The 13,454-nt window shown below is 61.3% G+C and carries 13 protein-coding genes; 5 read left to right on the forward strand and 8 right to left on the reverse strand.

The window, feature by feature from the left end; genetic code table 11:
• Window positions 1-271 precede the first annotated feature (271 nt).
• Complete coding sequence (locus HX805_RS22910) at window positions 272-1,210, reverse strand: aspartyl/asparaginyl beta-hydroxylase domain-containing protein (protein ID WP_003210693.1); 939 nt, start codon at window positions 1,208-1,210, stop codon at window positions 272-274.
• Between the two features lie 186 nt (window positions 1,211-1,396).
• A complete protein-coding gene (gene cysK, locus HX805_RS22915; RefSeq protein WP_102368330.1) occupies window positions 1,397-2,371 on the reverse strand; it encodes a cysteine synthase A in 975 nt (324 codons plus the stop codon).
• Between the two features lie 123 nt (window positions 2,372-2,494).
• On the opposite strand from cysK, the gene HX805_RS22920 reads away from it, so the two are divergent.
• The 3 genes from HX805_RS22920 (at window position 2,495) to HX805_RS22930 (ending at window position 5,749) form a co-directional block, all read left to right on the forward strand.
• Window positions 2,495-3,571, forward strand: coding sequence for a DUF748 domain-containing protein (locus tag HX805_RS22920; RefSeq protein ID WP_008437961.1), 1,077 nt, complete (start codon window positions 2,495-2,497; stop codon window positions 3,569-3,571).
• Between the two features lie 142 nt (window positions 3,572-3,713).
• Complete coding sequence (locus HX805_RS22925) at window positions 3,714-4,559, forward strand: MoxR family ATPase (protein WP_003210690.1); 846 nt, start codon at window positions 3,714-3,716, stop codon at window positions 4,557-4,559.
• Between the two features lie 11 nt (window positions 4,560-4,570).
• Window positions 4,571-5,749, forward strand: a complete 1,179-nt coding sequence (locus HX805_RS22930; protein WP_003210689.1) for a VWA domain-containing protein — start codon at window positions 4,571-4,573, stop codon at window positions 5,747-5,749.
• Between the two features lie 135 nt (window positions 5,750-5,884).
• On the opposite strand, the gene HX805_RS22935 is transcribed toward HX805_RS22930, so the two are convergent.
• Genes HX805_RS22935 through HX805_RS22945 form a run of 3 tightly spaced genes read right to left on the reverse strand, consistent with a single transcriptional unit; the run spans window position 5,885 to window position 8,249 of the window.
• Window positions 5,885-6,808: a biotin-dependent carboxyltransferase family protein gene (locus tag HX805_RS22935; protein WP_177117331.1), complete on the reverse strand. Its 924-nt coding sequence runs from the start codon at window positions 6,806-6,808 to the stop codon at window positions 5,885-5,887.
• Window positions 6,805-7,509, reverse strand: a complete 705-nt coding sequence (pxpB, locus tag HX805_RS22940) for a 5-oxoprolinase subunit PxpB (RefSeq protein ID WP_177080158.1) — start codon at window positions 7,507-7,509, stop codon at window positions 6,805-6,807. Before pxpB ends, HX805_RS22935 begins: the two co-directional genes overlap by 4 nt.
• The gene (locus HX805_RS22945) at window positions 7,506-8,249 is read right to left on the reverse strand and encodes a 5-oxoprolinase subunit PxpA (protein WP_087692567.1); all 744 of its coding nucleotides are present in this window, start codon (window positions 8,247-8,249) and stop codon (window positions 7,506-7,508) included. Before HX805_RS22945 ends, pxpB begins: the two co-directional genes overlap by 4 nt.
• Window positions 8,250-8,425: 176 nt before the next feature.
• Here HX805_RS22945 and HX805_RS22950 point away from each other — a divergent pair, with 176 nt between their 5' ends.
• A complete protein-coding gene (locus HX805_RS22950; protein WP_008437943.1) occupies window positions 8,426-9,364 on the forward strand; it encodes a LysR family transcriptional regulator in 939 nt (312 codons plus the stop codon).
• A gap of 49 nt (window positions 9,365-9,413) precedes the next feature.
• Here HX805_RS22950 and HX805_RS22955 read toward each other — a convergent pair whose 3' ends face one another.
• Genes HX805_RS22955 through HX805_RS22965 form a run of 3 tightly spaced genes read right to left on the reverse strand, consistent with a single transcriptional unit; the run spans window position 9,414 to window position 11,323 of the window.
• Complete coding sequence (locus HX805_RS22955) at window positions 9,414-9,956, reverse strand: DUF2937 family protein (protein WP_003210684.1); 543 nt, start codon at window positions 9,954-9,956, stop codon at window positions 9,414-9,416.
• A gap of 11 nt (window positions 9,957-9,967) precedes the next feature.
• Window positions 9,968-10,744, reverse strand: coding sequence for a class II glutamine amidotransferase (locus HX805_RS22960; protein WP_003210683.1), 777 nt, complete (start codon window positions 10,742-10,744; stop codon window positions 9,968-9,970).
• A 30-nt stretch (window positions 10,745-10,774) separates the two neighbouring features.
• Window positions 10,775-11,323, reverse strand: a complete 549-nt coding sequence (locus HX805_RS22965; protein ID WP_003210682.1) for a hypothetical protein — start codon at window positions 11,321-11,323, stop codon at window positions 10,775-10,777.
• Window positions 11,324-11,344: 21 nt separating this feature from the next.
• On the opposite strand from HX805_RS22965, the gene HX805_RS22970 reads away from it, so the two are divergent.
• Window positions 11,345-13,399, forward strand: coding sequence for a S9 family peptidase (locus HX805_RS22970; RefSeq protein WP_134325909.1), 2,055 nt, complete (start codon window positions 11,345-11,347; stop codon window positions 13,397-13,399).
• Window positions 13,400-13,454 lie beyond the last annotated feature (55 nt).

Here is a 13,454-nt window from a genome sequence, read left to right on the forward strand (position 1 = left end):
TGCTACTGACAGGTGGGGGGTAGTGACTGATCTGCGCAGGCTGCTGGCTCCCGCACGGCACGACCGCAGCGTTGACCGCTGAATCGACTACCGCTATGCGCAGGGAAGCTGGCATGTGCTGATCTTTTATGAAGGGATGAACAAGGTGTCTGGAAACACCTGCGGCCGACTATAACCAGCTGGGGACATGCTTTGCAATAACTTCGCCCGCACAAATCCAGCGCATAAAAAAACCGCTCATCGGAGCGGTTTTTTCGTGCCAGCAAAAGCCTTAACCAAACAACCAATACCCCAGCGCCGTCAGCACCACCACCGCCAGCACTGGCCGCAGGATGCGATAAGCCTTCGGATGCTTGCGCTTCCACTGCTTGACCACGCCACTGAAGCTGTCGCTGAAGCGCTTGCTCCAGGCATACGCCTGGTTGATCCCGCCAACGCGTTCGTCATCCAGGTTCTGCGGTGCGGTGGCGCGCCCCAGTTGCGCGCTGACCCAACGGTTGATGCGGGTCATCAGGCGGTTGCTCAGCGGGCGTTCGATGTCGCAGAACAGGATCACCCGGGTGTGCTCGGTTTCGTTCTTCACCCAGTGCACGTAGGTCTCGTCGAACATTACATCTTCACCGTCGCGCCAGGCGTACACCTGGCCGTCGACGAAAATACGGCAGTCGTCGGAGTTCGGCGTGGACAGCCCCAGGTGATAACGCAGCGAACCGGCAAACGGGTCGCGATGCGGGTTGAGGTGGCTGCCACCTGGCAACAGGGCGAACATCGCGCCCTTGACGTTGGGAATACTGCTGACCAGGGCCACGGTTTTCGGGCACAGCAGTTCAGCCGACGGCAACGGTTTGTCGTACCACTTGAGGTAGAAACGCTTCCAGCCCTTCTTGAAGAACGAGCCGAAACCGGCGTCGTTGTTCTTCTCCGCGGCGCGGATGTAGCCCTCGTCGAACAGGTGCATGGCCTCTTCGCGAATCACTTCCCAGTTGTCCTTGAGCACGTCCAGCTCCGGGAACTTGCTGCGGTCCAGGTACGGCTTGGACGGCACGGCGGAGAAGATGTACATCAAGGCGTTGTACGGGGCGAACAGCGCTGAATGGTTGACGAACTGACGCAACATCGGCAAACGGGCCTTGCCACGCAAATGCACATACAGCGTGCTGCCGATAAACAGCAGCAACACCGACAGTTTGGCGGCCAAAGAAAAGGTCATGCAGCAACTCCTGGAAATAGGCGTCTGGCCATTAGCCTCCCGTTACGGGGAAACCAGACGTAGCAGCCGGCCATGATAAACACTCCGGGCCTCGGGAAAAACCCGCGCACTCCAACAATCAGCATCTAGCGGTGCGCGATAACGGGCCAATTATGCATAAGGGCCACGCCATCGCGCTGATTTGAATCAAGCCTGGTTTTCCTGATCGGTGAACAAATCGGCGAACAGCATGCTCGACAGGTAGCGTTCACCGGAGTCCGGCAGCACCACGACGATGGTCTTGCCCTGCATTTCCGGCTTCTCCGCCAGTCGCACCGCCACGGCCATCGCCGCGCCGCAGGAGATACCGCACAGAATCCCCTCCTCCTGCATCAGGCGCAACGCCATGGCCTTGGATTCTTCGTCGCTGACCAGCTCGACCCGGTCGACCATCGACAGGTCGAGGTTCTTCGGCACAAAACCGGCGCCGATACCCTGGATCTTGTGGGGGCTGGGCTTGATCTCTTCACCGGCCAGCGCCTGGGTAATCACCGGCGAACTGATCGGCTCCACCGCCACCGACAGGATCGGCTTGCCCTGGATGTTCTTGATATAGCGCGACACCCCGGTGATGGTGCCGCCAGTGCCCACGCCCGCTACCAGCACGTCCACCGCGCCATCAGTGTCATTCCAGATTTCCGGACCGGTGGTTTTCTCGTGGATCGCCGGGTTGGCCGGGTTTTCGAACTGGGCCGGCATAAAGTACCTGGCCGGGTCGCTGGCAAGGATTTCGCCGGCTTTTTCAATCGCGCCCTTCATGCCCTTGGCCGGCTCGGTCAACACCAGTTCGGCGCCGAGGGCCTTGAGCACCTTGCGGCGCTCGATGCTCATGGAGGCGGGCATGGTCAGCAACAGCTTGTAACCACGGGCGGCGGCGACAAATGCCAGGCCGATCCCGGTGTTGCCGGAAGTTGGCTCGACAATGGTCATGCCCGGCTTGAGTTTGCCGCTGCCTTCGGCATCCCAGATCATGTTTGCGCCAATCCGGCACTTCACCGAATACCCCGGGTTACGCCCTTCGATCTTGGCCAGGATAGTCACGCCACGCGGCGCGATACGGTTGATCTGAACCAGGGGCGTGTTACCGATGGAGTGCGCGTTGTCTGCAAAAATGCGGCTCATGACGGGTCCTTAAGGCAATTTCAGGAAGGCCCCAAGGGTATGCCTCGTGCTGCAAGGCGTCCAGTCAAGCGAACGTCCGGCGGCGCCAGCAGTCAATCGCCTACACGGATGGAGAATTTTCCTATGAAACGTCGCTACAGTTGGCCGCTCTGGACCCTCGTCGGGGTCGTGGTACTGCTGGTCGTCCTGGATATCGCCCTGCCCTATCTGGTGCGCAATTACCTGAATGACAAACTCGCCGACATGGGCGATTACCGCGGCCAGGTCACCGATGTCGACCTCGCACTGTGGCGCGGCGCCTATCGGATCAACGGCTTGCAGATCGTCAAGGTCGACGGCAAGGTGCCGGTACCGTTCGTCAAGGCACCGGTGATCGACCTGTCGGTCAGCTGGCATTCGCTGTGGTACGACCACGCAGTGGTGGCCGAGGCACAGTTCATCAAGCCGGAGCTGAACTTCGTCGACGGCGGCACCAACAAACAGGCGTCCCAGACCGGTCAGGGCACCGACTGGCGGGCACAACTGAGCAAACTGTTGCCGATCACCCTCAATGAGGTGCGCATCAACGACGGCAAGATCGCGTTCCATAACTTCAGTTCGAAACCGCCGGTCAATATGTACGCGACCCAGGTCAACGCCAGCTTCTACAACCTGACCAACGTGGTGGATGTCAAAGGCCAGCGCGACGCGCGCTTCGACGGCAAGGCGCTGTTCCTGGGCCAGGCACCGCTGGAAGCCACCGCCACGTTCGACCCCTTGAGCAATTTCGAAAACTTCGAATTCCGCTTCCGGGCCCGGGATATCGAACTCAAGCGCATGAATGACTTCGCCTCGGCCTACGGCAAGTTCGACTTCAATGCCGGCAACGGCGACCTGGTGGTGGAAGCCCAGGCCGAAAAAGGCCAGTTGACCGGCTACATCAAGCCTTTGCTGCGCAATGTCGAAGTGTTCAACTGGCAGCAGGATGTCGAGAACAAGGACAAGGGCATCTTCCGGTCGATCTGGGAGGCGGTGGTTGGCGTCAGCGAAACCGTGCTGAAGAACCAGCAGAAAAACCAGTTCGCCACCCGCGTGGAGCTCAGCGGCAACGTGCACCAGCAAGATATCAGCGCGTTCCAGGCGTTTTTGCAGATTTTGCGCAATGGTTTTGTCCAGGCCTTCAACGCCCGCTATGAACAACCCAAGCCCTCGACAGATTGATCTTCAACGTGACTGCCCATTCAGAGACTGAATAGCCCGTCTGCGTTCACAGTCGCCGGGGCTGCGCGGTATAGTCGGGCCAAGCTGATTACTCGCCCGCTTCGGTCCTGCACCGTTCGGCGTCACGTTCGAGGATTGATAGATGAAGTTCGAAGGCACCCAGGCCTACGTTGCCACCGATGACCTGAAACTGGCCGTCAACGCCGCCATCACATTGGAGCGGCCACTGCTGGTCAAGGGCGAACCGGGCACCGGCAAGACCATGCTCGCCGAGCAACTGGCCGAATCCTTTGGCGCCAAGCTGATCACCTGGCACATCAAGTCCACCACCAAGGCGCACCAGGGCCTGTACGAGTACGACGCGGTGAGCCGCCTGCGAGACTCGCAACTGGGCGTGGACAAGGTGCACGACGTACGCAACTACCTGAAAAAGGGCAAGCTCTGGGAAGCCTTCGAGTCCGAGGAGCGGGTCATCCTGCTGATCGACGAAATCGACAAGGCCGACATCGAGTTCCCCAACGACCTGCTGCAAGAACTCGACAAGATGGAGTTCTACGTCTACGAAATCGACGAGACCATCAAGGCCAAGAAGCGCCCGATCATCATCATTACCTCCAACAACGAAAAAGAGCTGCCGGACGCGTTCCTGCGCCGCTGCTTCTTCCACTACATCGCCTTCCCGGACCGCACCACCCTGCAAAAGATCGTCGACGTGCACTACCCGGACATCAAGAAAGACCTGGTCAGCGAAGCCCTCGACGTATTCTTTGACGTGCGCAAAGTACCGGGCCTGAAGAAAAAACCGTCCACCTCCGAACTGGTGGACTGGCTGAAACTGCTGATGGCCGACAACATCGGCGAAGCGGTGCTGCGCGAGCGCGACCCCACCAAGGCCATCCCGCCCCTGGCCGGTGCCCTGGTGAAGAACGAGCAGGACGTGCAGTTGCTGGAACGCCTGGCGTTCATGAGCCGTCGCGGTAACCGATAAGGGCGATTGCCATGCTGCTCAACCTGTTCAATGAAATGCGTGCAGCCAAGGTGCCGGTGTCGGTGCGTGAGCTGCTGGACCTGATCAACGCGCTGAAACAGCGCGTGACCTTCGCCGACATGGACGAGTTCTACTACCTGGCCCGGGCGATCCTGGTGAAGGACGAACGGCATTTCGACAAGTTCGACCGGGCCTTCGGCGCCTACTTCAATGGCCTGGAAAAACTCGATGATCACCTGCAGGCGCTGATCCCCGAAGACTGGCTGCGCAAGGAATTCGAACGCTCGCTGACCGACGAGGAACGCGCACAGATCCAGTCCCTCGGCGGCCTCGACAAGCTCATCGAAGAATTCAAGAAACGTCTCGAAGAACAGAAAGAACGCCACGCCGGCGGCAACAAGTGGATCGGCACCGGCGGTACCAGCCCCTTCGGCTCCGGCGGCTTCAACCCCGAAGGCATACGCGTGGGGGATGCCGGCAAGCGCCAGGGCAAGGCGGTCAAGGTCTGGGACCAGCGCGAGTACAAGAACCTCGATGACTCGGTGGAACTGGGCACGCGCAACATCAAGATCGCCCTGCGCCGCCTGCGCAAGTTCGCACGCCAGGGTGCGGCGGAAGAGCTCGACATTGACGGCACCATCGACCATACGGCCCGCGATGCCGGGCTGCTGAATATCCAGATGCGCCCGGAGCGGCGCAACACCATCAAGCTGTTGCTGCTGTTCGACATCGGCGGCTCGATGGATGCCCATGTGAAGACTTGCGAAGAGTTGTTCTCGGCGTGCAAGACCGAGTTCAAGCACCTGGAGTATTTCTACTTCCACAATTTCATTTATGAATCGGTGTGGAAGAACAACATGCGCCGGGGCTCGGAACGCACCTCGACCCAGGATTTGCTGCACAAGTACGGTGCCGACTACAAAGTGATCTTTATCGGCGATGCGGCCATGGCGCCGTATGAAATCACCCAGGCCGGCGGCAGCGTCGAGCACTGGAATGAAGAGCCCGGGTATGTGTGGATGCAGCGGTTCATGGAGAAGTACAAGAAGCTGATCTGGATTAATCCCTACCCGAAAGATACCTGGGGCTATACGGCGTCCACCGGGATTGTCCGGGATTTGATCGAGGACCAGATGTTTCCGTTGACGTTGCGTGGGCTTGAGGAAGGGATGCGCTTTTTGTCGAAGTAAGTTGTTTCCCAGACAACCACGATCAAATGTGGGAGCGGGCTTGCTCGCGAAAGCGCAGTGTCAGTCACCGAATATATTGGCTGATACACCGCCTTCGCGAGCAAGCCCGCTCCCACATTTGTCCTGCGGCGGTCTTTAGTTTCTGGCAAGGTACTGCAAATACTCCACTAGCTGGCGATGCGCCGTTTCCTGCACCACCGGCGCCAACCTCACCTTCTCCCCCGGCAAGCACTGCGCCAGCCGCGCCAACGCCAATGGCGTCAACGCGCCCAATCGTGGGTAGCCGCCAATGGTCTGCCGGTCATTGAGCAACACAATCGGCTGCCCGTCCGGCGGCACCTGGATCGCCCCCAGCGGGATGCCTTCCGAGATCAGCGACGGCCCCTGATATTCCAGCGGCGTACCCAGCAAGCGCATGCCCATGCGGTCGGCACGGCTGTCGAGGGTCCACTCGCTGTTGAACACATCAAACAGACTCTGCCCGCCAAACTGACCGATCTGCGCCCCGAGGATCACCTCAAGTGGCGCCTTGGAATCCAGCTTCGGCAATTGCCCGGCGGACAACACCTGCATCGCACCGCCCACGCCCGAATAGGTCAATTGCGCACCTTCGGCCAGTGACCGGCCAAAGCCATCCAGCCCGCCCAGTTCTTCACGGCCCACCGTGGCGCAGCTGCCCAGCACCTGCGGCGCATCAAACCCGCCCGGCGCTGCCAGGTAAGCCCGCGCACCGCTGAATGGCTGGGTAAAACGCAAGCGCTGGCCCTTTTGCAGAATAAAGCTGCGCCCCGGGCTGATCGCGCGCTCGTCGACATACGCGCCCAAGTCCGCCCCGGCCAGCGCCAGCAGGCAATAGGCCTCGGCCTGCACGGTGAAGCCACCCAAGGTGATTTCCACCACCGGCGCATCCAGGGCATTGCCCAGCAACCAATTGGCCCACGACATCGACACCCAATCCAGCGCGCCGCCCTGGGTCACGCCCAAGTGCCTTACGCCAAAACGTCCAGCGTCCTGCAACAAGCAGAGCGGGGTGCTGGCCTCGATCAACAAGCGGCTCATGCCTGGGCCTCCAACGGTGTGTCATCGCCACCCAGGTTGATGAATTCGCGATGGCTGACCGCTTCGTAACGCACGGTGTCCCCCGGCTGCATCAGACTGTAGCCGTCGCGTTCGCGGTCAAACAACTTGGCCGGTGTGCGGCCGATCAGGTTCCAGCCACCTGGCGAGACCACCGGATAAGCCGCCGTCTGCCGCTCGGCGATGCCCACGCTGCCCGCCGCCACCCGCTTGCGCGGGGTGTTGAGCCGCGGTGTCGCGAGCTGTTCATCCACCAGCCCCATAAAGGCAAACCCCGGGGCGAAGCCCAAGGCGAATACCTGGTACTCATGCTGGCTGTGACGGCGAATCACCTCCTCCACTGCCAGGCCACTGCGCTGCGCCAGCAACGCCAACTCCGGGCCGACACTCAGGTCATACCAGACCGGCAACACATGGCATTGCCCGCTGCCCTTGGGTTCGGGCTGCAATTCCTTGAGCGCCTGGTCGATCAACGCCCGTGCCTGGCCAGGGTCCAGCGCCAGCAGGTCGTAGTGCACCATCAGGGTCGTGTAGGACGGCACCAGGTCCACCAGCGCCGGGCCAAAACCTTCGCGCAAACGGCGGGTGGCGGCGAGCATCCAGGGCATGTTGTCTTCGGCGATCACCTCAAACAGGCGCACCATCAGGCAGTCGATGGCCACCACTTCAATCCGTGGCTTCATGCTGGGGTCAACGCCTCGCGGATGCGCTGCACGGCAGCCACTGAGCTAGCGTTATCACCATGCACGCACAAGGTATTGGCTTGCAGGTGCAACGGACTGCCATCACTGGCGACCAACTGTTCTCCCCGGGCGATGATCAAGGCCTGCTGGATGATCTTTTCCGGGTCATGATGCACCGCGCCCGGCAACTGGCGGGAGACCAGATGGCCGGCGCTGTCGTAGGCACGGTCGGCAAAGGCTTCGAACCACAGGGTCACGCCATATTCGTCACCCAGGGCCTGGGCGGCGCTGTTGTCGCGGGTGGCCATCAGCATCAATGGCAGGCTGGCGTCGTAGGCCGCCACGGCCTGGATCACCGCACGCAATTGCGCAGGTTTGGCCATCATGTCGTTGTACATCGCGCCATGGGGTTTGACGTAGCTGACCCGTCCGCCCTGGGCCCGGCAAATACCGTCGAGGGCGCCGACCTGGTAGTGCAACAGGTCCTGGATTTCCTGCGGGGTGTAGGCCATGGAGCGGCGGCCGAAGCCCTGCAGGTCCTGGTACGCCGGGTGCGCGCCCACCTGCACGCCATGCTCGAAGGCCAGGCTGACGGTCTTGCGCATGATGCTCGGGTCGCCGGCGTGGAAACCGCAGGCTACGTTGGCGCAATCAATGAACGGCATGACTTCGGCGTCCAGACCCAAGGTCCAGTTGCCAAAGCTTTCGCCGATGTCGCAGTTCAATAGCAGGCGGCTCACGGTAGGGCTCCTGTAGGCTTTATTTTTTTGTAGTGTGGGATCTTTTACCAAGATCTCGCAACGATGTTGTCCCGAGCCCCAACGACGCTTATCGTGAGACAGCTCGATTTTTGGCGGTTGCGGCACGCTGCGTCCAACTAATAAAAAACAATCCATGCATAAGAAAAGTTGATCCCATGAATTTGAAGTTCCTCGAAACCTTCGTCTGGGTGGCCAAGCTCAAGAGCTTTCGCCTCACGGCAGAGAAGCTGTTCACCACCCAGGCCTCGATCTCCAGCCGCATCGCCGTGCTGGAAAGCGAGTTGGGGGTGAAGCTGTTCCTGCGCGATTCCCGAGGTGTGAGCCTGACGCCGGAAGGCTTGAAGGTGCTCGATTATGCCGAGCAGATGATGGCGACCATGCAAGGGCTCAAGCAGTCCCTGGAAACCACCAGCAGCAAGGTCGGGCGTATCCGCATCGGAGTGATGGACACGGTGATTCACACTTGGCTGAGCGCGCTGGTGGCAGAACTGACGGACAACTTTCCGCGGGTAGAAATCGAGTTGGTCGCCGATACCGCGTTGAACCTCAGCGATCAGTTGCAAAAGGGCTTTCTCGACCTGATCCTGCAAACCGACCTGCTGCGCCAGGAAACCTTGCGCAGCCTGGAACTGGCCAGCCACCCCATGGGCTGGATCGTCGCCAGCCACTCGATCTACAACCGCGACTACGCGTCCCTCGCCGAACTGGCCCAGGAGCGCATCATCACCTACTCGAAAAACTCCTGTCCGCACCAGGACGTGCTCAGCCTGATGCAGGCTAACGGCGTATCCGCCCCACGGATGAACTGTGTGAACTCGGTGTCAGCGATCACCCGCCTGCTGCGGGACGGGTTCGGGATTGGTGCGTTCCCGCCCGTATTGGTCAGTGAAGAGCTGGCACGAGGTGAATTGACCATGCTGCCCATGGAACAACGGCCGCCGAACCTGCAGGTGGTGGTGTCGTGGCGAGTGGGCGTGGAGTTGGTGGAGGAGATTGTGGCGCTGTGCCAGAGCGTGGTGCAGCAGTATGCGCAGAAGGTGGGCGAGGACTTGATGGTGTTGAGCAAACCCATGCCACTGAAGGAACCGATTTAAAACTGTGGGAGCGGGCTTGCTCGCTCCCACAATTTGACCGCGTCAGCCTTTAAAGCCCCTTGAGGTCCCGCTCTTCAATCGGTCGGCTCTGGCGCAGGCGCTTGCCGCCCAACACCACCCAGTCGATCAGGCGGAACAGGCACTCGATGCCGAACGACAACAACATCGCCCCGCCCAGGCCCCAGCCCATGGCTTCCGGGGTCAGCAACAGCATGTAGCTGTAGCCGTTCCAGGTTTCCTGGCGAATCGCCGGGTCGGCGGCCACCGCCACTTGCAGCGCGCGGATGTACCACGGGCCCTGCATCGCCTGGAACTGCTTATCCAGCGCTACCTGGCGGTCGAGCAAGGTGCCCAGGCTGTTGGCATCGCTGCGAAACACCGGGTCGTCACTGGCACGGTAATGGGCCACCAGCGCCTGCAAGTCACCGTTGAAGAACTGTTGCGCCGTGGCATCGAAGCCGCGCAAGCCGGTCTGGGCTTCGATCAAGTGGGCTTCGACGCGCTTGGCGTAGTCGCTGATAAACCCCGGCACCTGCACACCGACCAACAGACCCACGGCAAACAACACCAGTCGCAAATAGCTGAGCAACATATTCGACGTCCTTATTCCGTTTTACCTTGGCTGACACATTCGCCGCGTCGCCACAGGCTCCACTGGCCCGGTTCGTAGCGGGTCCAGGTCTCGTTTTCGGTCAGGGGTTCGGTGGCAATTACCGTCACCACGTCATTGGGGGTGGTTTCGGCCTGAAAATCGACGATCACGTCGACATCTTTCAACCGTGCGGGGCCAAATGGCGCACGCCGGGTGATCTGTGCCAGCTTGGTCGAGCAATAGCAGAACAGCCAGTCACCGTCGCTGAGCAGGCAGTTGAACACGCCCTTGCTGCGGTATTCGCTGCAGGCGGCGATCAGGTCCGGCAGCACCTGTTCGATGTCCACCGGTTCCGGGAACGCTTCACGGACTCGGTTGAGCAAATCGCAGAACGCCGCTTCGCTGTCGGTATCGCCCACCGGGCGGTAGAACGTGGCGCGGGGGTTGAAGTCCGCCAGTTGACCGTTATGCGCAAAGCACCAGTTACGGCCCCACAGTTCACGGACGAACGGATGGGTATTGGACAGGCACACCTTGCCCACATTGGCCTGGCGGATATGGCCAATCACCACTTCACTCTTGATGGGATAACGCTGCACCAGCAGCGCGACTTCCGATTCGCTGCTGGCCGCCGGGTCCTGGAACAACCGCAGGCCACGGCCCTCGTAGAAGGCGATGCCCCAACCGTCGCGGTGGGGCCCGGTACGTCCGCCGCGCTGCATCAGCCCGGTGAAGCTGAAGACGATATCGGTCGGTACGTTGGCACTCATGCCCAATAATTCACACATGCCAGGCTTCTCGATACAGGGCGTACAACGTTAAAGGCGCGGTTCGACCCGCATACCGCTGACAGGTGCCGGGCGACCGTAACGCTCATCGGCGAAGGGTTCGTCGTCATCCTCCGGCTCGGCAGCAGCGGCTGCCGCAGCGGCGGCCTTCTGCTCACGACGAACCCTGGCGGCACGCTCGATGGGCCAGCGGATCAGCACGAACACCAGGTACACGCCGAACGCGATCATGCAATACATGAACAGATCGGAAATCGCCCGCCAGGCGTTGTTGCCGACCTTGAGCACCAGGTCCAGGGCGGTGATGGCCACGGCCGGGGCGAACTGGGTCTTCACCGGATCGACGATGGTCGGGCTGAACAGCAGCACCGCCACCAGCAACCGCAGTGGCTCGCGCAGCCAGCGCCACATCCAGCGGGTCATGGCAAACCACACCAACAGGCAACCCAGGGCTGCGAAGGCGTAGAGGCCCCAAGCGATCAGATAGTCGTTCTCGGTCATGGTGTCCATGGCAAGGTAGGCAAACAGGCCGCTATGATAACGGCTTTTCAGTGCCGAGGCTGCAATGCCGTCGGCCAACCGCCAGACAGAGAGTGATCCATGCCCCCATCGACCCACATCACTGCCGCCCCGATCGCCCGCAAGGCCCCAGGCACCGACCCGTATGCCTGGCTGCAAGCGCGTGACAGCGCCGAGGTGCTCGATTACCTCAAGGCGGAAAATGCCTGGCAAGAAGCACAATTGTCCGACCAGCAGGCGCTGCGCGAGACCCTGTTCGAGGAGATCAAGGGCCGCATTCTCGAAACCGACCTGTCCTTGCCCTCGCCCTGGGGCCCGTACCTGTATTACACCCGCACCACCGCCGGCGACGAATACGCCCGCCACTACCGCTGCCCGCGCCCGGCGGACGACAGCCAACAGGTCGACGAAAGCGCGGAAGAGCTGCTGCTGGACCCGAACGTACTGGCCAATGGCGGCTTTTTCTCCCTCGGCGCCTTCAGCATCAGCCCGGACCACCAGCGCCTGGCCTACAGCCTGGATACCAGCGGCGAAGAGATCTACACCCTCTACGTGAAGGAATTGGCCACCGGCAAGGTCAGCGAACTGGAGTTTGAAGACTGCGATGGCAGCATGACCTGGGCCAACGACAGCCTGACCCTGTTCTTCACCGAACTGGACGACACCCATCGCCCGCACAAGCTGTATCGCTATCGCCTGGACGGCACTGCCGCCGAAGAAGTGTTCCACGAGCCTGACGGACGTTTCTTCCTGCACTGCTACCGCTCCAGCTCCGAGCGTCAGTTGCTGCTGGCCCTGGGCAGCAAGACCACCAGCGAGATCTGGGCCCTGGACGCCGAAAAGCCGCAGCAGGCGTTTACCTGCATGGCGCCACGGGTCGAAGGCCATGAATATGACGTCGACCACGGCAAGCTGGACGACCAGTGGACCTGGTTTATCCGCAGCAACCGTGACGGCATCAACTTTGCGCTGTTCCAGGCGGCCGACACCGGCAGTGTGCCGACCCAGGACGACTGGCTGAACCTGATCCCCCACGACGACGCGGTAATGCTCGATGGCGTAAGCCTCAATGCCCGGGCCATGACCCTGAGCCTGCGGATCGGCGGCCTGCCGATCATCGAAGTGCACCCACAGGGGCAAGCCGCTTATCGCGTGGAGTTACCGGACGCGGCCTACAGCCTCTATGTGCAAAACAGCCTGGAATTTGCCAGCGACAAGATCCGCCTGCGCTATGAGGCCCTGAACCGCCCGGCCCAGGTTCGTCAGCTGGAACTGGCCGGCGGCGCACAACAAGTGCTCAAGGAAACCCCGGTGCTGGGCGTGTTCAACGCCGACGACTACGTCAGCCAACGCCTGTGGGCAACGTCGGCCGATGGCACTCAGGTGCCGATCAGTCTTGTCGTCCGACGCGACCAGTTGGGTAAGCCGACGCCCCTGTATCTGTACGGCTACGGCGCCTACGGCCACAGCCTCGACCCGTGGTTCTCCCACGCCCGCCTGAGCCTGCTGGACCGTGGCGTGGCCTTCGCCATTGCCCATGTACGCGGCGGCGGCGAACTGGGTGAGGCCTGGTATCGCGGCGGCAAGCAGGAGCACAAGCAAAACACCTTCAGCGACTTTATCGCCTGCGCCCAACACTTGATCGCCCAGGGCCTGACCACCTCCAAGCAACTGGCCATCAGCGGCGGCAGCGCCGGTGGCCTGTTGATCGGCGCGGTGCTCAATCAACGCCCGGAGCTGTTCCAGGCGGCGATTGCCGAAGTGCCGTTCGTCGATGTGCTCAACACCATGCTCGACCCCGAGTTGCCGCTGACCATCACCGAGTACGACGAATGGGGCAACCCGCAGGAGCCCGAGGTGTATGAGCGGATCAAGGCGTACGCACCGTACGAAAACGTCAGCGCCCAGGCCTATCCGGCCACGCTGGTGATCGCCGGCTACAACGACAGCCGCGTGCAGTATTGGGAAGCGGCGAAGTGGGTGGCCAAGCTGCGCGACACCAGGACCGACGACAACCTGTTGCTGCTCAAGACCGAGCTGGGCGCCGGCCACGGCGGCATGAGTGGTCGTTACCAGGGATTACGTGACGTAGCACTCGAATATGCATTTGTTTTCAAGGCGCTGGGGCTGATTTAAGGAACTCCGCCTGGCGGGCCGGTCTGAACACTTGACCGCCGGGCGCGCCCTGCAC

The sequence above is a fragment of the Pseudomonas sp. G5001 genome (genome assembly GCF_013385475.1).
Taxonomy (GTDB): domain Bacteria; phylum Pseudomonadota; class Gammaproteobacteria; order Pseudomonadales; family Pseudomonadaceae; genus Aquipseudomonas.

Bases quoted from the DNA above. Each gene is read 5' to 3' on its own strand.
- HX805_RS22970 (WP_134325909.1), top strand. From the start codon at position 11,345: ATGCCCCCATCGACCCACATCACTGCCGCCCCGATCGCCCGCAAGGCC.
- HX805_RS22960 (WP_003210683.1), bottom strand. From the start codon at position 10,744: ATGTGTGAATTATTGGGCATGAGTGCCAACGTACCGACCGATATCGTC.
- HX805_RS22910 (WP_003210693.1), bottom strand. From the start codon at position 1,210: ATGACCTTTTCTTTGGCCGCCAAACTGTCGGTGTTGCTGCTGTTTATC.
- HX805_RS22935 (WP_177117331.1), bottom strand. From the start codon at position 6,808: ATGAGCCGCTTGTTGATCGAGGCCAGCACCCCGCTCTGCTTGTTGCAG.
- HX805_RS22920 (WP_008437961.1), top strand. From the start codon at position 2,495: ATGAAACGTCGCTACAGTTGGCCGCTCTGGACCCTCGTCGGGGTCGTG.
- pxpB (WP_177080158.1), bottom strand. From the start codon at position 7,509: ATGAAGCCACGGATTGAAGTGGTGGCCATCGACTGCCTGATGGTGCGC.
- cysK (WP_102368330.1), bottom strand. From the start codon at position 2,371: ATGAGCCGCATTTTTGCAGACAACGCGCACTCCATCGGTAACACGCCC.
- HX805_RS22930 (WP_003210689.1), top strand. From the start codon at position 4,571: ATGCTGCTCAACCTGTTCAATGAAATGCGTGCAGCCAAGGTGCCGGTG.
- HX805_RS22925 (WP_003210690.1), top strand. From the start codon at position 3,714: ATGAAGTTCGAAGGCACCCAGGCCTACGTTGCCACCGATGACCTGAAA.
- HX805_RS22955 (WP_003210684.1), bottom strand. From the start codon at position 9,956: ATGTTGCTCAGCTATTTGCGACTGGTGTTGTTTGCCGTGGGTCTGTTG.
- HX805_RS22950 (WP_008437943.1), top strand. From the start codon at position 8,426: ATGAATTTGAAGTTCCTCGAAACCTTCGTCTGGGTGGCCAAGCTCAAG.